Annotated in this window: 23 protein-coding genes and 1 pseudogene; 4 read left to right on the top strand and 20 right to left on the bottom strand. The window is 60.1% G+C overall.

All coding sequences use genetic code 11. The features are described 5' to 3' along the window. Positions 1-73: 73 nt before the first annotated feature. The 6 genes from AC0ZZU_RS15290 to AC0ZZU_RS15265 all read right to left on the bottom strand — a co-directional run bounded on the left by AC0ZZU_RS15290 (position 74) and on the right by AC0ZZU_RS15265 (position 10,456). Positions 74-2,305: a xanthine dehydrogenase family protein molybdopterin-binding subunit gene (locus AC0ZZU_RS15290; RefSeq protein WP_476341817.1), complete on the bottom strand. Its 2,232-nt coding sequence runs from the start codon at positions 2,303-2,305 to the stop codon at positions 74-76. Then, positions 2,302-3,297 carry an FAD binding domain-containing protein gene (locus AC0ZZU_RS15285; protein ID WP_476341816.1) on the bottom strand — a complete coding sequence of 332 codons (996 nt, stop codon included), beginning with the start codon at positions 3,295-3,297 and terminating at the stop codon, positions 2,302-2,304. Before AC0ZZU_RS15285 ends, AC0ZZU_RS15290 begins: the two co-directional genes overlap by 4 nt. Then, on the bottom strand, positions 3,297-3,974 hold the full coding sequence (locus AC0ZZU_RS15280) for a (2Fe-2S)-binding protein (protein WP_476341815.1): 678 nt from the start codon (positions 3,972-3,974) through the stop codon (positions 3,297-3,299). Before AC0ZZU_RS15280 ends, AC0ZZU_RS15285 begins: the two co-directional genes overlap by 1 nt. Positions 3,975-4,047: 73 nt before the next feature. Then, entirely contained in the window at positions 4,048-5,016 is a 969-nt protein-coding gene (locus AC0ZZU_RS15275; RefSeq protein ID WP_476341814.1) for an XdhC family protein, read from the bottom strand. Between the two features lie 232 nt (positions 5,017-5,248). Continuing rightward, on the bottom strand, positions 5,249-9,385 hold the full coding sequence (locus AC0ZZU_RS15270) for a CheR family methyltransferase (protein WP_476341812.1): 4,137 nt from the start codon (positions 9,383-9,385) through the stop codon (positions 5,249-5,251). 177 nt (positions 9,386-9,562) lie between these two features. Then, positions 9,563-10,456: a LysR family transcriptional regulator gene (locus tag AC0ZZU_RS15265; protein ID WP_476341811.1), complete on the bottom strand. Its 894-nt coding sequence runs from the start codon at positions 10,454-10,456 to the stop codon at positions 9,563-9,565. 94 nt (positions 10,457-10,550) lie between these two features. Here AC0ZZU_RS15265 and AC0ZZU_RS15260 point away from each other — a divergent pair, with 94 nt between their 5' ends. Beyond that, positions 10,551-11,717, top strand: a complete 1,167-nt coding sequence (locus AC0ZZU_RS15260; RefSeq protein WP_476341810.1) for an MFS transporter — start codon at positions 10,551-10,553, stop codon at positions 11,715-11,717. 50 nt (positions 11,718-11,767) lie between these two features. On the opposite strand, the gene AC0ZZU_RS15255 is transcribed toward AC0ZZU_RS15260, so the two are convergent. The 5 genes and pseudogenes from AC0ZZU_RS15255 to AC0ZZU_RS15235 all read right to left on the bottom strand — a co-directional run bounded on the left by AC0ZZU_RS15255 (position 11,768) and on the right by AC0ZZU_RS15235 (position 16,054). Beyond that, on the bottom strand, positions 11,768-13,486 hold the full coding sequence (locus AC0ZZU_RS15255; RefSeq protein ID WP_476341809.1) for a TonB-dependent siderophore receptor: 1,719 nt from the start codon (positions 13,484-13,486) through the stop codon (positions 11,768-11,770). A gap of 95 nt (positions 13,487-13,581) precedes the next feature. Then, positions 13,582-14,397: a FecR family protein gene (locus AC0ZZU_RS15250; protein WP_476341807.1), complete on the bottom strand. Its 816-nt coding sequence runs from the start codon at positions 14,395-14,397 to the stop codon at positions 13,582-13,584. Positions 14,398-14,546: 149 nt separating this feature from the next. Further along, the gene (locus AC0ZZU_RS15245; protein ID WP_476341806.1) at positions 14,547-15,080 is read right to left on the bottom strand and encodes a sigma-70 family RNA polymerase sigma factor; all 534 of its coding nucleotides are present in this window, start codon (positions 15,078-15,080) and stop codon (positions 14,547-14,549) included. Between the two features lie 187 nt (positions 15,081-15,267). Continuing rightward, a pseudogene (locus tag AC0ZZU_RS15240) lies at positions 15,268-15,453 on the bottom strand (cysteine hydrolase); the annotation flags it as partial. A 241-nt stretch (positions 15,454-15,694) separates the two neighbouring features. Further along, positions 15,695-16,054: a hypothetical protein gene (locus tag AC0ZZU_RS15235; RefSeq protein WP_476341805.1), complete on the bottom strand. Its 360-nt coding sequence runs from the start codon at positions 16,052-16,054 to the stop codon at positions 15,695-15,697. 508 nt (positions 16,055-16,562) lie between these two features. Here AC0ZZU_RS15235 and AC0ZZU_RS15230 point away from each other — a divergent pair. Next, positions 16,563-16,658, top strand: a complete 96-nt coding sequence (locus AC0ZZU_RS15230) for a DUF6434 domain-containing protein (RefSeq protein ID WP_476341804.1) — start codon at positions 16,563-16,565, stop codon at positions 16,656-16,658. On the opposite strand, the gene AC0ZZU_RS15225 is transcribed toward AC0ZZU_RS15230, so the two are convergent. Next, complete coding sequence (locus AC0ZZU_RS15225; protein WP_476341802.1) at positions 16,645-17,097, bottom strand: RcnB family protein; 453 nt, start codon at positions 17,095-17,097, stop codon at positions 16,645-16,647. The genes AC0ZZU_RS15230 and AC0ZZU_RS15225 overlap by 14 nt on opposite strands. 597 nt (positions 17,098-17,694) lie before the next feature. Here AC0ZZU_RS15225 and AC0ZZU_RS15220 point away from each other — a divergent pair. Beyond that, a complete protein-coding gene (locus AC0ZZU_RS15220; RefSeq protein WP_476341801.1) occupies positions 17,695-18,144 on the top strand; it encodes a response regulator in 450 nt (149 codons plus the stop codon). Between the two features lie 331 nt (positions 18,145-18,475). Here AC0ZZU_RS15220 and AC0ZZU_RS15215 read toward each other — a convergent pair whose 3' ends face one another. From AC0ZZU_RS15215 to AC0ZZU_RS15190, 6 genes are all read right to left on the bottom strand, one after another. Beyond that, entirely contained in the window at positions 18,476-18,769 is a 294-nt protein-coding gene (locus AC0ZZU_RS15215; protein WP_476341800.1) for a hypothetical protein, read from the bottom strand. A 2-nt stretch (positions 18,770-18,771) separates the two neighbouring features. Next, positions 18,772-19,131 (bottom strand): LexA family protein, encoded by a 360-nt coding sequence (locus AC0ZZU_RS15210; protein WP_476341799.1) that lies wholly within the window; start codon positions 19,129-19,131, stop codon positions 18,772-18,774. Positions 19,132-19,816: 685 nt separating this feature from the next. After that, positions 19,817-20,104 carry a hypothetical protein gene (locus AC0ZZU_RS15205; RefSeq protein ID WP_476341798.1) on the bottom strand — a complete coding sequence of 96 codons (288 nt, stop codon included), beginning with the start codon at positions 20,102-20,104 and terminating at the stop codon, positions 19,817-19,819. A 47-nt stretch (positions 20,105-20,151) separates the two neighbouring features. Further along, a complete protein-coding gene (locus AC0ZZU_RS15200; protein WP_476341797.1) occupies positions 20,152-20,439 on the bottom strand; it encodes a hypothetical protein in 288 nt (95 codons plus the stop codon). After that, positions 20,436-20,819 carry a hypothetical protein gene (locus tag AC0ZZU_RS15195; protein ID WP_476341796.1) on the bottom strand — a complete coding sequence of 128 codons (384 nt, stop codon included), beginning with the start codon at positions 20,817-20,819 and terminating at the stop codon, positions 20,436-20,438. The genes AC0ZZU_RS15200 and AC0ZZU_RS15195 overlap by 4 nt, the downstream gene beginning before the upstream one ends. After that, the gene (locus tag AC0ZZU_RS15190) at positions 20,816-21,262 is read right to left on the bottom strand and encodes a structural protein P5 (RefSeq protein ID WP_476341795.1); all 447 of its coding nucleotides are present in this window, start codon (positions 21,260-21,262) and stop codon (positions 20,816-20,818) included. The genes AC0ZZU_RS15195 and AC0ZZU_RS15190 overlap by 4 nt, the downstream gene beginning before the upstream one ends. Positions 21,263-21,363: 101 nt before the next feature. Between AC0ZZU_RS15190 and AC0ZZU_RS15185 the strand changes: the two genes are divergently transcribed. After that, positions 21,364-22,485 (top strand): acyltransferase family protein, encoded by a 1,122-nt coding sequence (locus tag AC0ZZU_RS15185; RefSeq protein WP_476341794.1) that lies wholly within the window; start codon positions 21,364-21,366, stop codon positions 22,483-22,485. Positions 22,486-22,511: 26 nt separating this feature from the next. Here AC0ZZU_RS15185 and AC0ZZU_RS15180 read toward each other — a convergent pair whose 3' ends face one another. Both AC0ZZU_RS15180 and AC0ZZU_RS15175 read right to left on the bottom strand, forming a co-directional pair. After that, positions 22,512-22,790 (bottom strand): tail fiber assembly protein, encoded by a 279-nt coding sequence (locus AC0ZZU_RS15180; protein ID WP_476341792.1) that lies wholly within the window; start codon positions 22,788-22,790, stop codon positions 22,512-22,514. After that, the coding region (locus tag AC0ZZU_RS15175; RefSeq protein WP_476341791.1) for a hypothetical protein at positions 22,787-23,142 on the bottom strand (356 nt) is incomplete at its 5' end. The genes AC0ZZU_RS15180 and AC0ZZU_RS15175, both read right to left, overlap by 4 nt.

Raw genomic sequence — 23,142 nt, 5'->3', positions numbered from 1 at the left:
ACCTCATCAGTCAGAGTCGTCGCTTGTTGCTCCATGCCCGGCGCGCAGTCGACCCCGGCGCGGCAACCCCGCATCAAGCCCTGGCAGTCGGCACTTCGTCCATCAGCTTCTCAAGGCTGATGGGCAGGTCCCGCACACGCTTGCCGGTCGCGTGATACACCGCATTCGCGACTGCCGCAGCAAGGCCGGTCACGCCAATCTCCCCTACCCCACGGGCACCAAACTCATTGAGGTTGTAATCCGGATAGTCCAGGAAGATGACGTCGATCTCCGGCTGGTCTGCATGCACCGGCACGACATACTCGGCGTAGTTGTTGTTGACGGGCATTGCGTTGCGTTCGTCGTAGTCCGTCGCTTCGAACAGCGCCATGCCGATGGCCATGACGATCGCGCCTTCGACCTGGTTACGCGCTGTCAGGGGATTGATGACTTTACCGACATCGATGGCGCTGACCACTCGCGACACCCGTAGCCGCGAAATGCCCGGATCCCAGCGCACCTCCACGAAGTGAGCGCCAAATGAGCTGAACGCATGCTTCGCGGTGTCAGCCATGCCGGTGTGCGCTTCGCCTTCGGCGCTGGCTATTTTCAGTCGATTGAGGACATCGGCAAAGCCGAGGCTGGTAGTACCGTCCTCCAGCCGGCCATTGCTGACCTTGATCGCTTCCGGCTTGGCGTTGGCCAGCCCGCCTTCCGCCGACGCAGCGAAGCTCTTGAGTTGCGTCAGCGCCGCACGGGCAGCCTCTGCAACCGCTGGCAGTACGCTGGCTGTCAGCCACGAACCACCGGAGACGGGCGCGGGTGGGTAGGACGAGTTGCCCAGCTCTACCGTGATCCTTTCCAGCGGCAAGCCGGTAATGTCTGCGACGCACTGGGCGATGATGGTGTAGGTTCCCGTGCCGATGTCCTGAGCACCGCAATACACTTCAGCACGGCCATCGGCCTTCAATGACACGCGAGCCTTGGCGGGGGTACGGAAGGCATCCCAGTTGCACTGGGCCATGCCGTAGCCGATGACCTCGTGGCCCGCTCGCATGCTGCCGATGCCCGGTGTGCGGCTGGCCCATCCGAAGCGCTCGGCGCCTTGAGTCAACGCTTCACGCAAGTGGTTGCCAGACCACGGCAGGTTCTCCTGTTCGTTCTGCTCGGCCCAATTGAGCTGGCGGAAAGCGAGCGGATCCATCTGGCACTTTTCGGCCAGCTCATCAATGGCGGACTCCAGCGCGAACAATCCGGGCGCTGCGCCAGGCGCACGCATCGATGTCGGTGCGCCACGGTTCACCTGGACGATGCCGTGGGTGATTTCAACGTTGGCGCAGGAGTAAAGACTGGCACTCATGCCGCCGCAGTTCTCGACATATCGGTCACCGAAACCGGCCGTGTTGAGCGACTCGTGCCGAAGGGATACCAGTTTGCCCGCAGAGTCCGCGGCCAGGCGCATGCGTTGCCGGGTTTCCGGGCGATGCCCTACCGTGGTGAACATCTGCGCCCGCGGCACGACCAGCTGCACCGGTCGGCCTACCACCTTGGCGGCGGCGCAAGCGGCCACGGAGTGAGGCCACATCCAGAGCTTCCCGCCGAAGCCGGAGCCAATGAACGGCGCCCTGACTTCCACATGCTCGGCCGGCAGCCCGAACGCCTGGGCAAGGGTATTACGGTGGACGACGACCGACTGAGTGGACTCATGAACCACCAGTCTGCCGTTTTCCCACAACGCGACCGTGGCGTGCATTTCCATCGGGTTATGCGTTTCGACCGGGGTGGTGTAGGTCGCATCGAGTGTTCGCGTACTGCGATCGAAGGCTGCGCCTGGATCACCCCGTTTGTGGCCTTGCCCACCGTCTGCCGGAGCACCTCGCTTGAGCCCCTGTTCCAGGTTGGCGAACGAGGGGCTATCGGCATAGCTGACCTTCACTTTATAGGCCGCTTCACGGGCGTGCTCGAAGGTATCCGCGATCACCAGGGCCACGAACTGCCCAGCGTAACGAATGACATTGTCTTCGAAAGGCAGGCGCTTCTCGTCGGTCCGCGAGCCCGTGAGGACGCCGGCCAGTGAAAACGGCACGGGCGAGGTATGGAAGGCCTGGGGGAAGTTGCCATGGTGAAGAATGTCGATCACGCCCGGCGAGCGGCGAGCGGCTTCGATATCCAGCGACGTGATCGAGCCGCTCGCCACGGTGCTGTAGACGCCGTAGGCAAACACCATGCCCTTGGGATGCTGATCAGCCGCATAGTGCGCCTGGCCGGTAACTTTCAGGCGCCCATCGACGCGGCGTGAGGGCGCCCCCATGATGGTGTCGTTCACGCTGCACCTCCGGTGGACAGTGTCGTCAGGTTGCGCACGATGGCCTGCTGTCCCAGCGGGATCTTGTAGCCGTTGTGCGAATAAGGCACCGCACCCTGCAGGGCGATCGCGGCTGCCTTGGAGAAGTTGTCCAGGGTAGCGGCGGCTCCCCGCAATGCGCGCTCTGCTTCGAGCGCGCGCCATGGCTTGGTCCCCACGCCGCCCAGTGCGATGCGTGCCTCGCGTATGACCTGGCCATCCATCAGCAGGATCACGGCGCTGGAGGCCAAGGCGAACTGATAGGAGGCGCGGTCACGCAGTTTCAGGTAGCCAGACGTGTTGCCCCGCAGCGGTGCGCTCAATGTCACGTGGGTGATCAGTTCATCAGGCTTGAGTGCATGTTCCTTCCAGGGCGTGGTGCCGGGCAGCAGGTGGAATTCCAGAAAGTCGATCTCCCGCTTGCCTGCCGGGCCCTGGACCTCCACCGTGGCACCGATGGCCGCCATGGCGACACACATGTCGGAAGGATGGGTGGCGATGCAGCTATCGCTGGTGCCCAGCACCGCATGCACGCTGCGGTTATGACCACCGATAGCCGCACAACCCGAGCCCGGCGTGCGCTTGTTGCAGGGCGAGACGCCATCGCGAAAATAGTTGCACCGCACGCGCTGCATCACGTTACCGCCTGTGGTGGCCTTGTTGCGCAGTTGCGTGGTCGCGCCGGACAGCAGCGCTTGCGACAGCACGGCGTAGTCACTCCTGATTCGCGGATGGTAGGCCAGCTCGGTATTGGTGACCATGGCGCCAATGCGCGTGCGCCCGTCCGCCAAGGTCTCGATCCGGTCCAGCCCCAGCGTGTGTACATCGACCACCCGGTCGGGCTGCATGATGTCGAGCTTGACGAGATCGAGGAGCGTTGTGCCGCCGGCCAGGAAGGCGGTGGCCTCGCTACGGGAGTGCAGGGAAATCGCCTGCTCCGGACTGGTGGCACGGGAGTATTCCAAGGCTCTCATCAGCTGACTCCTTGTACTTTGGCACGGGCATCCTGCACGGCGGCCAGGATGTTCTTGTAGGCACCGCAGCGGCAGATGTTCCCGCTCATGGCCTCACGGACACTGGCATCGTCAGCGCCGATGTTCGGATCCTTGATGATCGCTGCAGCGGTCATCATCTGCCCCGAGGTGCAGTAGCCACACTGAAACGCATCGTGGGCCCAGAACGCTTCCTGGATGGGATGCAACTGACCGTTCTGCTCAAGGCCCTCGATCGTGGTGATCTCGTCACCCTGGTGCATGGCCGCAAGCGACAGGCAACTGTTCACCGGCTGGCCATTGACATGCAACGTGCACGCCCCGCACTGGCCATGGTCGCAGCCCTTCTTGGTGCCCGTGAGTTGCAAGCGGTCTCGCAGCACGTCAAGCAGTACCGCATTGCCAGGGACGTTGAGCGTATGTGCCTGCCCATTCACCTTGAGTGTGATGCGCTGCTCGCCCTTGGCCAGCGGCGTTTCGCTGTCATCGATGGAGGCCTGCAACTGCGCGGCTTGCGCCCACACGGGGGCAGTGGCCGCAGCCATGCCGGATATACCGATAGTGCGCAGGAAATTGCGTCGTGATGGGGTAACCAGTTCGTGGAACATCGGATCCTCGGCCTTTTTGCCGGGACCATCCTTTTCACTCGAATCGCTCATGATGCAGCCCTCATCGGTCATACGGTTTGAAGTCACCGGGCTGCCTTCGATGGGCGCCCTGGCGGGAAGCGGTTCAAAGCGAGTTGCGGCAGACTCCATTGCCGACTCGTACGACGTCGGCCATGACAGCCAGCGCGATCTCTGCCGGCGTCTTGCTGCCCAAGTGCAAGCCGACAGGTGCGCTGATACGTGCCATTGCATCATTGTCCAGGCCACCGATACGGCGAACGCGCTCCAAGCGTTTTTCGCTGGTACGGTGCGAGCCCATGGCACCAATGTAGAACGCGGGTGTTCGCACTGCTTCGAGCAGGGTCAGATCATCCAGCCGGGGGTCATGGGTCAATGCGACGACTGCCGTGGAAGCGTGGCAGCCACCGCCAGCGATGAATGAAGCAGGCAGTTGCTCGATGACTTTCACGCCCGCGAGGTGAAACCTGGACGTCAATTCGCTGCGCGGATCGCACACGATGACTTCATAACCCAGTGCCAGTGCAAAACTTGCACAGAACTCAGCTACCGGTGACAGACCTGCTATCAACAGCCGCCGTGCGGCACCAATACGGATCGAGACATGCTCGTCAGAGACCAGCACAGTGGCACCCGTCGCAGCGGTAGAGTCCAGCGTGCGCGTGGCGGTTCCCAGCGAAATGTGGCGGATGATCCGCTGCTGCCCTTCGAGCGCGCGCAGCATCAGCGAAAAATGCTCAAGTGCATCGCACCCTGCATCGAATCGCTCAAGTAACACATTCAACACGCCTCCGCAGGGCAGCTCGAGCGAAGGTGCTACGCCACCTTCGCCGTATCGGACAATCTGGTTATGGTGGCCGAATTCGTCCTGGGCCAGGCGCTCGAGAAAGTCATCCTCCACACAGCCCCCCGATAACGAGCCGCAAAACTCCCGGTTTGCCAGTGCGACAAGCATGGCACCCGGTCCGCGAGGCGCGGAGCCAAAGGTGGACAGGACCGTGCAGAGCCATACGCACTGTCCTTGCTGAAGCCACTGTAGTCCACGCTGGACGACTTGGAGGTCGAGATTGTTCATGGATCGTACGGTCCGCATCTCTGGCAGGCCCCTTCCCTGACGGAGGGGCCGTGGAACACACAGGCGGATAAGCCGCGCTGCGGGGGCGTGAGTGCCCGATGCAGTATGTGATCCGAATCCACGGGTGGGATTGCCTGATCGGAGCAGGTTATTGCCTATTCCTACTCAAGCGCGGGTGACGGAATGTCTTGCTCAATTCACGAAGCTTGAACGACCTGTGTAGGAGCGGTGTTCACTGCAAGGCGCTGCCGCACAAGGCCTCTATCGTCTCTACCAGCTCCTCATACTGCACTGGCTTGGTCAGATGCCGGTCGAAGCCGGCATCGCGGGACTTGTGGGGGTCATGGCTTGCGCCGTAGCCCGTGAGCGCGATGACTGGGGTGAACTGGTGAAGCTTGGTCCGGCGTAACGACTGGACAAGCTCATGTCCGTCCATCACCGGCATGCCGATGTCGGAAAGAATGACATCGTAATGCTCATCGGCCGCGTTTTTCAGTGCTTCCAGAGGCTCGCTGAAGCTCTTGACCATCGCTTCTTCCATTTCCAGCAAAACCCGCATGACCTCCAGGATCTCTGGAGAGTCGTCCACGAGCATTACCTTGAGACCTCTGAGTCTTCCCTTCTCCTCGGCTACAGGCTCATTTTCGTTGGGCTTGGGTGTCTGGGCCGTAAGAGGCAGCAAAATGGTAAAGGTACAGCCATGGCCCAATCCGGCGGAGCGCGCGTTGACCGTGCCACCATGGGCTTGCACCAGCTGACGGACCAGCGACAAACCGATACCCAGGCCGTCCCGCTGATGACTGCCTACCTTGGAAGGGGCTTGGGTAAACATATCGAACACGTGTTCGAGATCGCCGGCGCAAAGGCCAATGCCGTTGTCGATAATGTCGAGATGCGCCTGATCCTCGGCTCGGCGGAGAACAACATGTATCTGGGCGTCTACCGGGCTGAATTTCAAGGCGTTGTGCAGCAGGTTCCAGATGATCTGTTCCAGGCGCGCTGAGTCCCCGTCCACGACTATCTGCGGTGCCTCCAGCGACGGCACGTCCAATGTGAGCCTGGCCTCTGGATACTCTTCGCATGCCACGGCATGGATTTCCCCGAGCAGGGACGCCAGGTCCAGCGGACGCGTATTGAGCTTCAGCTTTCCGGTGCGGATTCGTGCAACATCGAGCAGATCGTCAATGATCTGGGCTTGGCTAGCGACAGCTTCATGAATGGTGGTCACCGCCTTGCTCGCCTTGTCAGCATTCTTGATCACCGGCAACCGACGAAGAATTTCGGCGTTGAGCTGAATCAGGTTGAGCGGATGTTTCAGCTCATGAGACATGACCGCAAAGAACTCGTCCTTCATATGGCTGCTGGTTTCGGTCTCTGCCAGCTTCTTGCTCTGCTCTTCATGCAGGCGCTTGTGGCCGGTGAGATCCCGGGCAATCTTCACATAGCCCATAACGGCTTCGGCGCGCAGCAAGGTGATTTCACCGCTGCAGAAGAACCGGCTGCCATCCTTGCGCACATGCCAGCGTTCATCCTCGCCACGTCCATGTTCGCGAGCCTGGCGCAACTCGCTCTCGGGGATGCCGGCGCTGCGGTCCTCAGGCGAGAAGATCAGGTCGTAATAAGAGCCCTGTACCTCTGCGCTGCGGTAGCCGAATATCAGCTCGGCTCCAGTGTTCCAATCGGTAATACGCCCTTGCTCATCGAGGATGATGATGGCGAAATCATGAGTGCTTTCCGCCACCAGGCGCATGCGCTCCTGGCCTAGACGCAAGTCTTCCTCGGCTTCGCGGCGCTTGGTGATGTCGATGAAGGTCAGCACAGTCCCGTCAATATGGTTTTCGCTGGACCGATAAGGCAGCAGCCGGGCGATATACCAGCGGTTGTCGATGCTGCTGACTTCGCGCTCCATCATGGTCAAGGAATCGAAGACGGCGGCGGCATCTTCGGCCAGCTCCGAGTACTTCAGGCGGTGGGTGATGTCGAGCAGCGAGCGGCCGGTATCCACCGGAAGCATGCTGAAGATCTCGGTTGCGCGCGGAGTGAACCAGCGGATGTGCATGTTGCGGTCGACGAACACGGTGGCAATGTCCGTGGAAGCGATCAGGTTGGCCAGGTAATCATTGATCTTGTCGGTTTCCTCGACCTTCGTCTTCAACTCATAGTTGACGGTCAGGAGTTCCTCGTTGATCGATTGCAATTCTTCCTTGCTGGTTTCGAGTTCTTCGGTGGCCGAGCGCAGCTCTTCGTTGATGGCCTGCATTTCTTCGTTGGAGGCCTTGAGCTCCTCGCTGGAGACCTCGGACTGCTCGATCGTGTCCTGCAGGTGCATCTTGGTGCGCTGCAGTTCGTTTTCGAGGCTGTTGAGCACCTGGTTTTCAGTCTGCTGGTCCGACTCGCTGGCGGCCAACCCGACATCGAGTGGCGATACGCCGAAAACGATCAGCCGCACGTCCTGGTCGGTAGGGATATCCTTGTACGGCTCAGCGGTAATATCGACCAGCCAATCACCCTCCGATTCCTGCAGGCGCACCTTTCTCGAGATCACCGTCTTGCCGCTCTGCTGTGCCTGGAACAGCGTGGTACGCAGCTCCAGCCGCAACGGCGGCAAGATCAGCGCCAGCAGGTTTCGGCCGACTTCGCCGGTCACATAGCGCAGGAAGCGGCCGGCCCCTTCGTTCATGTGCAGGATATCGGCGTTGGAGTCGACGATCATGCTCGGTGGCGAGTGTTGCTCCAGCGCGCGGTGATGGATGTCGGCATAGGCGACCTTGCGGGGGACCTGTACCAGCGGCGGCTGGGCGGGCACGTTGGACAGCGTGAATCCCCCGCGCGGCATGGTTGGCGGGCGTCGACTGGCGCCAGGGCCCACTTTTGCGCGAAAGATCCGGTTGCGCTTGTCAACCGGCGTGAACAGGTCCGGGCATACATCCGCAGACTCGGACGAGCCCATGAAAAGATAACCGCCAGGACGCAGCGCGAAGTGGAACATCTGCAAGATCTCACGCTGGATTTCACGGTCCAGGTAGATCAGGAGGTTGCGGCAGACGATCAAGTCGATCTGGGAAAACGGCGGGTCGAACAGCAGGCTGTGCTTGGCGAACAGAATTCTCTCGCGGATTTCCTTGCGCACCCGGTAGTGCTGACTTTCCTTGACGAAGTACTGGCGCAGACGCGTGGGTGGCACGTCGGTGATGATGGCTTCAGGGTACAGCCCGGCGCGGCCAGCGGCGATTGCCCGCTCATCGATGTCTGTGGCGAAGACCTGCAGCTTGACCGGATTGGTCTCGAGCTTCTGGTGCTCGGTACACAGGATGGCAAGGCTGTAGGCCTCTTCACCGGTGGAACAGCCTGCCGACCAGATACGGACCTGATCATGCCTCGCAGTGCCCCGCTCGTTACCCATGAGGACGCTCAGAACGTGACGTTCCAGTGACTCGAACGCCTCTCGGTCGCGGAAGAAGTTGGTCACGCCGATCAGCATGTCACCCAGCAGATCCTTGGCTTCCTCTGCGTTTTCTTCGAGGTAGCGGTAGTAGGCCGGAAGGTCAGGTTGTGCCGTGACCTGCATGCGCCGTTCGATCCGCCGCAATACGGTGGCGCGCTTGTAGTGCTTGAAGTCGTGGCCGGTCCGGGTGCGCAGCATGAGCAGGATGTCGTGCAACACGTGCTCAGCGGCAGCTCGGTCACGCTCCGGCGAGTTGGGCAGTTGCATGTCATGGGGGGCAGGCAGCTTTATCTGCTGGGAGTTGCCCCACAGCTCGACCAGCTTGTGCGCCAGCTCCGCCACCGGCAGCACAACGTCTACCATGCCCGTGGCAATGGCCGCCTGTGGCATTCCGTCGAATTCTGCGTCATCGGGCGCCTGTACGAGGGTTACGCCGCCCTGCTCCTTGATCCGCGACAGCCCGACCGCGCCGTCGCTGCCAGTGCCTGAAAGCACCAGGCAGAAGGCATATTCCTTGTGGACATCGGCAAGGTCACGGAAGAACAGATCGATAGCGACATGGTTTCCGACTGGCCGGTCAGCAGGGATTACACGAAGGTAGCCATCATTCATTGCCAGTTGATTGGCAGGCGATATCACGTAGACATGATTCGGCTCTATGGGGCAGGCATCATTTACCTGCAGTACCGGCATCGCTGTCGACCCCTGAATAATCTGGTCGGCGACGCTTTCGTGTTTGGACGAGAGATGAAGAACGATGACAAACGCCATGCCGCTGTGAACCGGCATCTGCTCGAAAAACGTCTTGAGCGCCCCCAGGCCGCCTGCGGATGCACCGATCCCCACCACTGGAAAAGGCAGATGACTCGGCGTAATCCCCTTTCTCTCGGGTACCGATGTGGGACGTTTGTTGTTCGTTTTCATCTCGTAATCCCGTACATATCTGGCTTCACGCAGCTCTTTCATAAGATCAAGCTGAGTATAGATCTCATCCCCCCGCGTGAATACGGGCCGGTCGGAGCGTCTCGGCAGGGACAGCGCAATCTCAGGACCGGCGCCATGCACCAGGCGTGGACTTGCCCGCGAAACTACGGCGACTGCCTAGACCTGGTGGTGCTCCGCCAGGAAGTCCACGAACACCCGCACCCGCGCCGGCATGGCCGGACCGCCTACAAACACTGCATTGATCGGTTCCCTGTCGCCGGGGTTGCGAGCCTCCAGCAAAGGCACCAGATCACCGCGCTGCAAGTCCTCGGCCACGGAGAACTCGCCAATGCGCGCGATACCCGCACCTACCCGAGCCAGTTGCGCCAGCGCTTCGCCACTGCTGCACTGGATATTTCCACTGATCTTGAGAGAAAACTCGCTGCCGTCCCGCATGAAAGGCCAGTTGGGTTCGGCGCGGCGGAAGTTGAAGCGCAGGCAGTTGTGCCGCAGCAGGTCTTCCGGTTCCTGGGGCGTGCCGTGGCGCTGAAGATATTCAGGTGAGGCTACCACCACCTGGCCGGTGTCGCCGAGCCGCCGGGCGGACAGGGGGCTGTCTGGGAGGTGGCCAAAGCGCACCGCCACATCGGCCTCGCCGCCAAGAATGTCGACCACTTCGTCGCCCAGGCTGAGGTCGACAGTGATGTCCGGATAGCGCGCGCTGAATGCCGCCACCAGTGGCACGATGGCCAAGCGCCCGTGGCCAAGAGCGGCGCTGACCCGCAACCGGCCTTTTGGTACGCCTTGATCAGCGACGGCTTCCTCGACCTCTGCCATGTCGGCCAGGATCCGCCGGGCGCCACGCAGGTAGGTCTCGCCCTCGGTGGTGAGGCTGATCGCCCGGGTGGTACGAAGCAGCAAGCGGGTGCCGAGACGCTGCTCAGTACGCGCGATGACCCGGCTGACGGCCGAGGGCGTCAGGCCCAGTTCCCGCGCGGCGGCCGACAGGCTGCCCTCCTGCGCCACTGTGGCGAATACCGCCATCTCTCCCGACCTGCCACTGAACTCCATTTATGCCTCTTACGCAAAGGTGTTTGTCCGCAAGCCAGTCTACCGGCGCCAACTGCAGGATTGTAAAATTTGCGGCATAAATCAGGAGTTTCCCATGCGTATCAACCCACCCCTTCTAGCACTCGCCACAGGTGCCTTCGGCATTGGCGTTACCGAATTTGCCCCCATGGGCATGTTGCCAGGCATCGCTGCCGATCTGGGCGTTTCCATTCCCGCCGCTGGCCTGTTGGTCAGCGCTTATGCCATCGGGGTGCTACTGGGCGCGCCCCTGATGACCCTGACCACTGGCAAGATCCCCCGGCGTTATCTGCTGATCGGGCTCATGGCAATTTTCACGCTGGGTAACCTGATGTCAGCCTTGGCGACCGATTACTACAGCCTGCTGGTCGCGCGTGTCGTCACCTCGCTCAATCACGGCGCGTTCTTTGGCGTCGGTGCCATCGTAGCGGCCAGCGTGGTCGCGCCGGACAAACGTGCAGGGGCAGTCGCCGCGATGTTCATGGGACTGACACTGGCCACTATCGGAGGTGTGCCACTGGCTACCTGGTTTGGCGAGTTGCTCGGCTGGCGCACCGCATTCTGGGGCATCGCCGGCCTCGGCCTGGTGACCATGGCCGCGCTGTGGTTTGCCTTGCCCAACGTACCGCTGCCGAAAAGCGACGGTGTGCTGGCCGAAATCCGCGTGTTGGGCCGCGGGCCGGTACTGGCGGCGCTGACCCTGACCGTGGTCGGCTCGGGTGCGATGTTTACCGTCTTCACCTACATCGCGCCGATACTGAGCAGCGAGACCCACGCATCCACGACCTTTATCACCGCCATGCTGGTGCTGTTCGGCGTGGGCTTGACCTTGGGCAACGTATGGGGCGGCAAGGCTGCCGACCGTTCGATCGACCGCACCCTGATCGTCTCGCTGAGCGTGCTGATTCTTGTATTGCTGGCGTTCACGCTGCTGATGCGGTGGCCGGTCCCGGCGGCCGTGAGCATCCTGGTGTGGGGCGTGGCCAGCTTTGCCTTGGTACCTCCGCTCCAGATGCGTGTGATGGAAGCCGCCAAGGACGCGCCCAACCTGGCCTCGGCGGTGAACATCGGTGCGTTCAACCTCGGCAATGCGATTGGTGCCGCACTCGGCGGAGCGGTGATCAACACCGGCCTGGGCTACCCGGCGATCTCCCTGGCTGGAGCCGCCATGGCCGGCCTGGGACTGCTGATGGTCCTGGCCTTCGCCTGGCGCTCCAGGGCTGTTCTGGCTGCGGCGGTGTAGGCTCTCCACGCTGCCCCGGCAGCAGCTCTCTCAGTACGTGGCGCGCACCGTCAGCATGAAGTTGCGAGGATCACCGTAGTAGTTGCCATAGGTCGACATCCCGACCGTCTGGTAATACTTCTTGTCGCACCGATGATCACATGCAGCGGCTCGGCCAGTTGCAGGCGCAAGCTCGAGTACAGGCCGTACTGGGTCTGACTGTTCGGCTTGTAGTCGCGGCTGAGGATTGGCCGCGCGCCCGGACCGTCCCACGGCGTGGCATCGGCGTCGAACACGTTGACCGCGCCGCCTGCGGTGGTGAAACGCCCTGTACCGCGCCAGCGACTGTCGATTTCCTGGTAGTCGGCACCCACGACCAGCTGGTGGTCGAGGCCGAGCAGGCTGAAGTCGCCGGAGAGGTTGCCATCCCAGAGGTTCTGCTCGCTCCACTGGGTGATATAGGTGCCGTAGCGGGTTACGCCCGTGCCGGTGACCGGGTTCACCGAGCCCAGCGTGGTGGCATTGTTGGTATCGATGGTGTCGTAGATGTTGGTGTAGCTGAGGTTGAGCTTCCAGTCGTCGTTGAGGCGATGGTCGAGCTTGGCGAAGTACTCGCGGGAAAAGCCGTCAGCGTAGGCCCAGGTGGTGGACAGCCCGGTATGCCGCGCGAGCCCGAGGTCGGCGCCGTTGCTGTAGCGCGGCAGCGCCGAGGCGGTGCCGGTCTCGTGGACGTTGTTGTAGCGCAGGCCGGCCGTGAGCATGGTGTCGTCGGTGACGTCGGCTTCGACCACGCCATAGACGAACGGCTTGTCGGTGGCGCGGTTATCGACGAAGTACTGACGGTCCTGGTAAGCCAGCACCAGGCGGCCGCGCAGCTTGCCATCGAAGCCCAGCGGGCCGGTCACGTCCAGCTCACTGCGGTAGTTGTCCCAGCTGCCCGCCGAGGCGGTGAACTTGAGCTGGTTGTAATCCAGGGGGCGCTTGCGAACCAGGTTGATGATGCCGCCCGGGTCACCCGTACCGCCGAACAGCGCACTGGTGCCCCGCAGCACCTCCACATGGTCGAACTCGGCGATGTCGTAGATGTTCGAGGCGTAGAAGCTGCCTGCGGTGGTGCCCAAGGCCATGGGCGCGGCGCCGTCGAGCTGGATGTTCTGGATCGGGAAGCCGCGCGAGTAGAAGTCCTGGATACGGAAGGTGTTGCTCTGCACGGTAACGCCCGGCACAGCCTTCATCGCATCATTGATGTCGGTGAATTGGCGGTCTTCGATGACCTGGCGGGTAATCACCGAAACGGACTGGGGGGTTTCCTTCAGCGAAGTCGGGGTCTTGGACCCTGCACTGGTCAAGCCTGGGGTGTAGCTGCCGGTATTCTCGGTCGCCTGCCCCATGCCCTGCCCCATGATAGTGGTCTCGCCAAGCTCCATCGCCCCGCCCTGCCCGGGAACCAGCACCAGCTGGTAGCGCTCACCATTGCGCAGGGCCGCGAGGCCGCTGCCCGTCAGCATCAGGTCCAGAGCCTCTTGCGCGCTGTGGTAGCCAACTACGGCGTCGCCCTGGCGGTCGCGGGTCAGGTCGGCGTCGGCGGCGAGCAGCAGCCCGGTCTGCGCAGCCAACTCATTGAGTTGTCGCGCCAAGGGGCCAGCCGGTATGTCGAACGCCTGGCGCTGGGCCTCGCCGGCGACGGCCGCGCACGGGGCGGTGAGCGGGCCGACGGCAGCCAGGCTCAAGGCAATGGCGAAAAACAATGGCGTTTGCTGACTGGGAAAGTGCTGGGCTTGGCGCGACATGCCGCTTCCTTGCTGGGTCCGGTGAACAGGAGTGTTTCCTGTTAATCCGAAGCAGGATCAAAAACCGGAACACCGCGCCAGATTATTTTTTGCCGCTAGCGCGGCACGACGCTTACCCACCAGTCGAATCGCCGCTGCACCCGTACCGGCAGCGCTTCCTCCAGTTGCGTCAACGCCTGGTCGGTGTCATCCAGCGCAAAGCTGCCCATGACCCGCAGACCCGCCACCTCCGGGTCGACCCCCAGGTAGCCTCGACGGTAACCGCCCAGCTCCTCGATGAACTGTGCCAGCGGCATGTCCTCGGCCAGCAACAGGCCCCGGCTCCACGCCTCGCGCCGGGCCTCGGCGCGGGTCACGCCCGCTGCGCCGTCGGCGTCGAACGTTACCCGCTGGCCGGCCTGCAACGTCAAGCCTCGCCCGCTGTCCCGGCAAGTGATGCGCACCGCGCCCTGGTAGACGTTGAGCTGGGTGCCCGGCCCGTCACGAACGCTGAAACGCGTACCCAGGAGTTGCAGCAGGCCTGCACGCGTACGTACCTGGAACGGCCGACTGTCGCCATGGCCCGTCTCGACCAGCACCTCACCGGCATGCAGAACGAGTTCACGACGGCTGACATCAAAGTGCGCGTCGAGCGAGGTGTCGGCATTCAGCCACAACTGTGTGCCGTCGCTCAGTCGCAAGCTGCGTCGCTCTCCGAAATCAGTACGGTACTGGGCGCGCGAGGCCTGCAGACTGTCCAGCGCGGTGCCGCGCCAGCCCATCCAGCCGAGCATGCCGATGCCTGCCAGCACACCGAGCTGGCTCAGCAAGCGACGCCGCGAGTGCTTGTCGGCGCGCATGCCGGCCAACGCCTGGTGGGCGGCAGGCCCCTGCTGGCGCATGCCGCCAAAGCGCTGGCAGATCCGTTCCACGTAGCTCCAGGCAAGCTGCTGCGCTTCGCCTTGCTCAAACCATTGCTGCCATTGGGCGCGCAGTTCCAGATCGCCGGGTGCGGCCTAGAGGCGCGAGAACCACAGCGCCGCGCACTCCAGCGTGGCATGGTCGAAGCCCGCCCGCTCGCTCACAGCAACACTCCGTCGAGCTCGGCCTCGAGCAATGCGCAATTGAACATCGCCTGGGCGATGTACTTGGTGACCGTACGTACCGACACCCCCAACCGCCGGGCGATCTCGGCGTAGCCCAGGCCGTGCAACTGAGACAGGCTGAACGCTTCGGCCACCTGGGGCGGCAGGCGCTCCAGCATGTCCTGCAGCTGCCCGAGGGTTTCCAGGACGATCGCCTGGTGCTCCATGGACGGCCAATGACTCTCCGGCAACTGCGCCAAGGCTTCGGCCCACGCTCTTTCCAGGCGTTTGCGCCGCAGGAAGTCCACGCACAGGTGCAGGGAAACGCGGCTCAGGTAAGCCTTGGCATGTTCGTCGCTTTCGAACTCCCGCGGCTTGGCCAGCATGCGCACGAAGACATCCTGGGCCAGCTCCGCAGCGTCACTCGCATTGCCCAGGCGGCGGGTTATCCATTGCTGGATCCAGCTGTGGTTTTCCACATAGAGGCTTGCCACTTTGGCGCGATGGGCGCAGGCGATGGAGTGAGTCATGGGAGACCGTGCAAGATAAGTGTAAATGAGAATTCTTATCAAGATAATCCATGGTAAGCGAGGGGGCAACCTCACGAAGGCCGAGACTTGCAGCGTTGAAGTTGCTTCTTGCGCCCCGCCTGCTCGCCAATGCGCAAGGCGCTGTGCTGACAGCAGGCCATGCGCATTGGCGAGCAGGCGGGCTTGGCTAGAAGGACCACGCCTGCGCTTGGACCAGTTGACAGAACGGTCCATCAAGCGTCGCATTGTGATGAGCAGTGATGTCCCGGGCTTTCATTGCCGGCGTGTCTGAACAGGTATGACCGTCGGCAACCAGCACAGCATCGAAGCCCAGGTCACGCGCAGCACGGCAGGTGCTGTCGACGCAGTACTTGTATGCATCTCCTTGCATCTGAGCCAGCGATACAAGGCCAAGAAAAAAGGCCCTGTCCATTGCTGGCGGGCCTTTGAAGTGTGTCTGCTACCGGCTCACGACACTTCGCACGCTCCGCTTGCAGCGGTCGTGGTGGTGGTCGAGGTGAGGCGGTTGGTAGTCATGCGTCGACACTAGCAATGATGCAACTTGGTGGCAAGGGGGCTTCAAGGATCAGCGTTCTATCCGCTGTAAATAGTGCTTACCCTCGAAGTCCGCAGCCTGGGGCAGTAGTGTCGATGATCAGATCACCTTCAACACGGTAACCGATGGTGCCGATGATGAAGGAGTGGTTGAGTTGGCTCATGACAACATCCGAGAGACCGACAGCGCATTTGTCCTTCTGAATCGCATCATCCATCGCCGTCTTCATGTTCGGGATACCAAACGGGAACAAGATGACAGGGTATTTGTCTTCACCAATGACTCGAGGGCCTTTCACGAACTTCGAGGCATTGATGTTGTAGTTTTTGGTGCTGGCGACAGTCATGTCAGCCACGCGAACAGTGCAACCAGAAACGATGGCAGCAGTGGCGATTACAGCGAGTACGGTCTTTTTCATGGGTCCCTCCAAGGTGAGGGCGCGGAATATAGCAAAAAGCCATTACCATGAGAAGCCTAACCCCATGCCAGGCTTTCGCAATGCTTCGATTTTCGCGTTCCATCTAGCCACGAAGTGGCCGAGTAACCACCACTCCCCTACGGCTTAAGCCCGCCGACGCATCGTCCAGAAGTGAACCGCAGCCAGTACCGCCCCTGGGATGAGCAATCCAAAGCCGGTATATACGAATGCAGGTTGACCAAGCAGGGTACCGCCGATGGCGAACCCAAGCCCCGTGGGTATCAATGAGACAGCGACGTAACCGAAAGACTTTCTGTTTTCCTTGACCACATCAATCCTCCTTGTTGAACTTCATTCAACCACATGAGCCCGCCAACATGCACGGGCGCAGGTAACCTGCGCCCGCAGCTAACCGATTCCATGGAATCGCCAACGACGCGCTCCAGGGAAATCAGCAGTCATCTCACATGCTACGCTCGCGCAAGTATCGCCATCCAAGGAACAGGTAATGAGCTTCGACTGGCACGCAGGCCCGATCACTCGCGCAACCCCGGTAGACAACGACTACCGCAATACAAACCAGCGCCCGCTTAGTAACCGGTGATGATGCGAGTGATCACGCCAGTGGCAATGGCTACCAATACGTAGTCACCGTTGATATGCAACCAGCGGTGGTCGCGTGGTGGGGCGGACAGCTGGCGTGCGCGCCAGTCGGTGACCCAGTAGCGGTCGCTGCGGTACGTCGGCTCAACGACACGGCCACGCTGCCATTGCTGGTGCGGTACCGGCATGCCAGCTTGGGGCCGGTAATTGGAGTCATGGTAGGCCTTATGGCCTCCATTGCCATTATTACCCTTGTTGCCATGCTGCTGACGGCGGTCTGGCTGGCCCTGTTGCTGGTGGCCCTGTTGCTGATGGTCCTGCTGCGGGCGCTCTTGGTTACCGCCATTGTGGTTCTGCGGGCCATCGCCTGGTTGAGCAAAGCTGGCCAGAGGCATGCCGAGCATCAAAGTAGCGCAGAGCACAGTCAGGTTTTTTTTCATCAAAGCTGTTCCTATCCAAATTCACGTTGCCGGATGTGCTTGGCGCTTTCTATTCCGCGCTCGGACCGCTCGGTGCGGTTAATGATTCAGACAGCCTTTTTCGACTTGTAATCTCTGGGTGGAGGTAAAGATCCGGTAAAGAATCACATGAGAGAAAGAAGTCGAGAGGACTCGGTGACCAGAAAAGCGAAGTCACTTGGAAAGTCCACACGCATGAAAAAGCCCAACCTGAGAAGATTGGGCTAAGTCATTGAAAATAATGGTCGGGACGGAGTGATTCGAACACTCGACCCCTTGCACCCCATGCAGCGGATCAGAGTCGGCTAAGTCTATGATTTTACTAGGAATATAGCCTATACAAGCGTGCCCAAAAAAATGGATTTCCGCCGTTTTGCAAACGGAAACACGCGGCCTGCAGCCTGGGTTTTGCGCAGCCTTGCCACCGATTTTCAATCCGGCTGCGGCGTTCTACTGAACGTCACTCCCCCTAATTGAGTAAGCATCTCTCACTCACCTCACATCTGGGAGCAATACCCAACAGTGTGATGAGGCGTCAGATCTGGTAGTGTGTCGGCGTTTTTTTTCCGTGATGTCATTATGCCAAAACCTATTCTACTCGTCGAAGACAACCAACGTGACTTAGAGCTCGCCCTGATGGCTCTGGAGAAGACACCGCTTGCAAACGAAGTTATCGTCGCGCGAGATGGCGTCGAGGCCCTAGACTACTTACTGCTCAGAGGTCCTTACGCCAACCGAGCGCCGGGCCATCCCGCACTCGTTATGCTCGATCTGAAGCTACCGCGAATAGATGGTCATCAGGTGCTTGAGGTGCTTCGAGACATTGAGGATCTTCGCACCATTCCAGTCGTGATGCTCACTAACTCCAAGATGGAAGGTGACGTTGGCCGGGCTTATGAATTAGGAGTGAATGCGTACGTCGTGAAGCCGGTCGACTTTAAAGAGTTCGTCTCAGCAGTAACGGAGTTGGGCCTGTTCTGGGCCTTGCTAAACGAACCACCGCCTGCCCCTATGCAGAAGCTAATGTGACCGGATTGGTCGAGCCCAGTCAGCAGAGCTAAGCGACAGCCCTTCAATATCCCTCTTCCGACCGGTTATCCGGATTAGCAATCCGTGCCCCGTCATAGGCAGCCGGCTTTGCATGTGGTGATCCTATCCAGACGCGCTGCCGCCATGCTGCACACCTTTAGCTGCAGTGCGGTTTACAATGATAACGTCTGGCCCTCCTGCCAACCGCTGAAGACATGCCTTACCGTAAGCAATGCCAAGAGGGCGATTCCAATCAGGTGTAGCTATGTGTCTGCATCCAACGATCATGTGGGCCGTACCTTCCATGAACTCCGACGCTTGCGTCCCGCCCCTACTCCTCCCTGCACCACCACGACTGCGCGAACAGAGCTCCGTCGACTTCTTCCACTCCAGTGATGTTCATTCCGCGCTGGGCCATGCCGTTCACATGGGCATCCAGCAACGCTGGGATGACGACCGCACCCGGCGCCGAGCTGAAAACCCAGGCCTGAGTCGTCAGCCGACCAAGCGCCAGGCTGTGACTTTCATTTATATGGATGTCGCCCAAAACCGGCTCGATCTTGCGCAGCTGCTCGTTTGGAATGGCCACGCCGAGAGCACGGCGCCGTACGATGAGAAAGCGCATGATCAGTCCTGCCCGTGGCTGCGCAGGCTGTGCGTCACCACTCCCCAGATCATGAAGTCGTCGCCCTCAAGAATGTACCGCTTGGGGTAGCCAGAGTTCTCCGGCAGCAAGGCCACCTCCCCGCGCAGCTTGTACAGCCGCTTGCACACTGGCTCGCCATTCACGGCAGCGACCACGATGTGCCCGTGCCGTGGCTCAATCGACCGGTCGACCACGATCATGTCGTCATCAAAGATCCCTGCGCCCTGCATGCTGTCGCCATCGATGCGCACCAGGTAAACGCTGGCCTCGCGAATCCTCAGTGCTTGATCAAGGGAAAGAGGCATTGAAGCGTCGGTGTCGAAAGGGTTAAGGCTGATCATGGTGGGCCCAGATACTGTACATAAAGACAGTATCGTATGACTCGATGTGCTTAGCGGCAATACCCGTCCAGCGGGCGGCTCAATGCAGCGTTTGTGAACTCCAGTCTGAGACCCGCTGAGCGCTGTGTGGTAATCGCTCAACAATAATGGCTGCGACGGTGCTCCGCTGGACTCGTCGTGAAGCTGAAGTAATTGAAGGATCATCTGTCGCGATCCCTGATGATTTTTCCGGCAGGATCCTCCCGGGGCGGACCAGCAGTCCGTTGACAGAGAGGAACATCATCGCTGCGATCGACTCAACTGCACCCTGCAGTTCACATATGCATCAGAACCAGGTAACGCGCCATACGATCTACACTGAGAATCATCTAGAGCTTCTTTCTCAATCTTTTGCTGGGCTAAGTTGGCGAGCTTCCTTAGCCTGAGTTCGTATCCTTTGGTCCCTGGTAAGCAATCGTCCCAAGCAATTAGACCGATTGCACAGTCCGCGGGATGATTTGCGCACCCAGCTAGAAAAACGAAAGAAATACTTGCGAGATATTTTCTCATGCCGACACTCCATTGATACATGAAGTGTGCCAGCTGGTTCCGTGTTGCTCAATCAATCAACGCCTCCAGATTTCATCTAACCTTTCGCTTTCGCCATCTCTCCCACGTGCATAAGGATGCGGCGCTCGCTGCATATTTACGGCTTGCATGCAGCGATCAGGTTGCGGGTGACGACCATCCCGCCATAGGTTCCGAATTGGTTTGAACTCATCGTACTGCCTGTATCACCGCCTTGGGCCAGGACGTCGTAGCCTTTACTCCCGCATACGTCGCCTATTTTTTGGTAGCACGATGCCCAGGTAAGCGAAGCACCCGAGCAGTCGATTGTGTAGCCCGCACGCCCATCAGGCATATAGGTTTGCTTCGCGACGGCGCATGAGGAAAGCAAGATGATGGATGCGAAAAACAAAACTGCGCTTTTCATACCCCGCCTCCGGATAGCTTCTTCAGACATCAACCGGAGAAGTATAGTCAGCGGCAGGAAGCCACGGCAGCGACCATCTCGCGTTCGTAACCGATCCGCTGCCGACGTTCGGCCAGCAAAGCCCGCACCTTAACCTCAAGAATGTCCGAATTGTGGAGTCCGGCGGTCGCCCATGCTGGCACGGCGACCTCGGGGGCACGGCACGGCACTTGGACTGGCACCTCGACGCGGACGGTTCGGACCTCGGACTCGACCTTGCCTGCGCAGCCAGATAGCAACGCCAGCCCAGCCAGGAATAATCCTTGGAATATTTTGCAGTCGGTTTTGTTGCTCACAGACCAAGCTCCTGATCGATGACTGATGCGGCGGCCTGGCACTGGTCACCACCGATGCGCTCCTGTTGCAAGCGGTTCGCTGCGGCATAGTCGGCCTGCGCCTCGACTCGCGCCACCTTGACCGTCTGCTCGGCCTGCGCCTGGCGTTTCTGGACAGCCAGCTGCAGGTCGCCCAGCGCCTTGCCCTGCTCGGTGGCCAGACAGACCAGGTTGTCGCGAGCAGCCTTGCAGGTGGCAGCCTCCCCGGCCGAGGCATCCAGCAGCGGTCGGTAATGCCGGGACGCCTGCCACACACCGCCGGCAGCGCCCAGGCCGATCAGCAGCGCGCAGCCGGCCAGCGTCGCCAGCAACCGACCGGCGACGGCCGTCATCGCAATCATGCCAGCGCCCTCCGCACACCCTCATCGATCACCGCCGCCTTGTACGGGTTGCCGCCGTTCTCATGGATGATGATGCTCAGCACCATCCCGCGCAGGGTGGCCGGGTCCTTGATGTTGATCGGGTCGGTTGGCGTCACGCCCAAGCGCTTGGCCACGGCCGAGGCGTAGGCCTGGGTGTCGTTCTCGCTGCTCGGCGCCCAGCGGTTCACGGTTTCGAGCACGGTGTCGATGCCCTTCCCGCCCACACCAGGCATGCCGTCCTTGCCGCGATAGTTGATAAGCAGCTTACCCAGAGCGCGGATGCCATTCTCGGGGGAGTCGAAGCGGGCAAAGCGGGGCTTGGCCACTCCCTGCTCCAGGCCCAACTGCCCTACCCAGTCGTTGCGGGGGTTGAAATCGATGTTGCCAGGGTTGTTGTTACGTACACCGCGGGGGGTCGCCATAGCTTTCTCCAAGCAGATAAAAGGCCCCACAAGGGGCCTTAGGTTTGGGAGTGGTTGAAAATGATCGGGGGGCGTTGGGTGTTGCTCATTCGTAGGGTACGATGCGCGCCAAAATGACAGACAGTCCGCTAGGGCTCGCCAACACATATATGAAAACAGAACGCATCAACGAAATAGATTTGCTGCGGTTTCTCGCAGCAATGGCGGTGATATTTTTTCACTATGCTTTTAGAGGACATGCTTACGATGATCTAACCGTAATGTCCTACCCATGGCTAACACCATTCGCCAAATATGGCTATTTAGGTGTCCATCTATTTTTCATGATAAGCGGATTCGTAATCTTCATGACCGCCACAAATGCCAGCTTGCGTTCATTTATCGCATCAAGAGCTGCAAGACTTTACCCCGCATTTTGGGCATGCTGCACGATAACTTTTCTCGCAATATTATTAATTGATGACCCAAGCTTTACAGCAAGCCTGCCTCAGTACTCAATAAACATGACCATGCTTAGCGACTTCATAGGATCACCGCCGATTGATGGCGCTTACTGGTCAATTTTTATTGAAATCAGATTCTATTTGCTGGTCGCGGTACTACTCGTTCTCAGGCAAATGCACAATGCTGAGTACATCATGGTTGCTTGGCTCATCTACTCGGCAAAAATCGCCCTGTTCGGTGGCGGCGGCCATCTCCCTATTTACCTAATAGCTGATTATGCGGCTTTATTTATTGCAGGCGCATCGCTTTACATGGTATGGAGCAAAGGCTTCTCTGTGCTTCGCGCGTCAACTATCGGGCTATCTTTTCTGCTCGCAGCTTATCAGGCATTTAAGCAAGCCGAAGCTCTGACCGGAGTTTTTAAATCCGAAGTTAGCCCAACGATCGTGACCGCTATAATCGCAAGCTTCTTCATTGTTATGACAATATCTGCCGCGCGTAAAGCTGGCATTGTAGGCCGGCTGAATTGGGGCACTATTGGCGCACTGACTTACCCTCTATACTTGCTACACCAAGTCGGAGGCTACCTGCTTTTCAACCTCATGTACAACGACATAAACATTCATCTTCTTTTCTGGGGCGCGATCGCAATAATGATACTTCTTTCATATGCGATAAATCAATTAATCGAGAAGCCGCTGTCTTGGCGTATACGCAGAGCTCTCAAATCTAATAATTCAGTTCAAACGGCGCCCCGCCCGGAAAACACGGCGGATTAATTTCCATCTATTAGCTCTTTGCGGTTTTAGCCCGGGGGAATGGGCCAGCCAAAATCGGAGGGGTAACCCTCCTGGTCCGGCAGGCGATTCAGCGCCACGCGGTATCGCTTCCATTCCTTCAGCAGCGCTGCCTCGGCCTCGGTCGCCTCGTCGAGATCGACAGCATCTTGAAGCGGTGCAATGGCGTCATCAGCCAGCCTACGCAGACGCGCAGCCTCGGACTGAGTTCTGGCAAGCATGTCGACTGCAGCCTGGGCAGCCTTCATCTCAGCGGTGATCATTTGGGACCAGTCGATATTGTTCATTCTGGCTGCACCTCAGCCAGCGCAGCCGGCAGGTCGTAGATGGGAAGGTGCACGGGACCGTCGTTTATGACGAACACCGGCTGTGGAAACCGGGTGGTGTCCGGCGCGCTTGGTCCATGCGGCAGGCGCAGAGTGACAACCAGCTCACCATCTATGCGCTCGACAGGGCCATAGAACCATTCTGATCTGATCGCCTCTCGCGGCAACGTTGCGCCATCAGTGAGCGGAGAGAAATCGAATGCTTCACCGTTCACCGTCAGGGTATCGCCCTGCCGAGCGACTGCCAGGGTTTCTTCCATGCGGACCGGGGAAAGAATGATTTTCATGATTAGAATTTCCTGCCGATTGCGGT

It is taken from the genome of Pseudomonas sp. JE3303 (assembly GCF_056312565.1).
The sequence above is the reverse complement of the archived record's forward strand: the minus strand, read 5'-3'. Positions and strand labels throughout refer to the sequence as shown.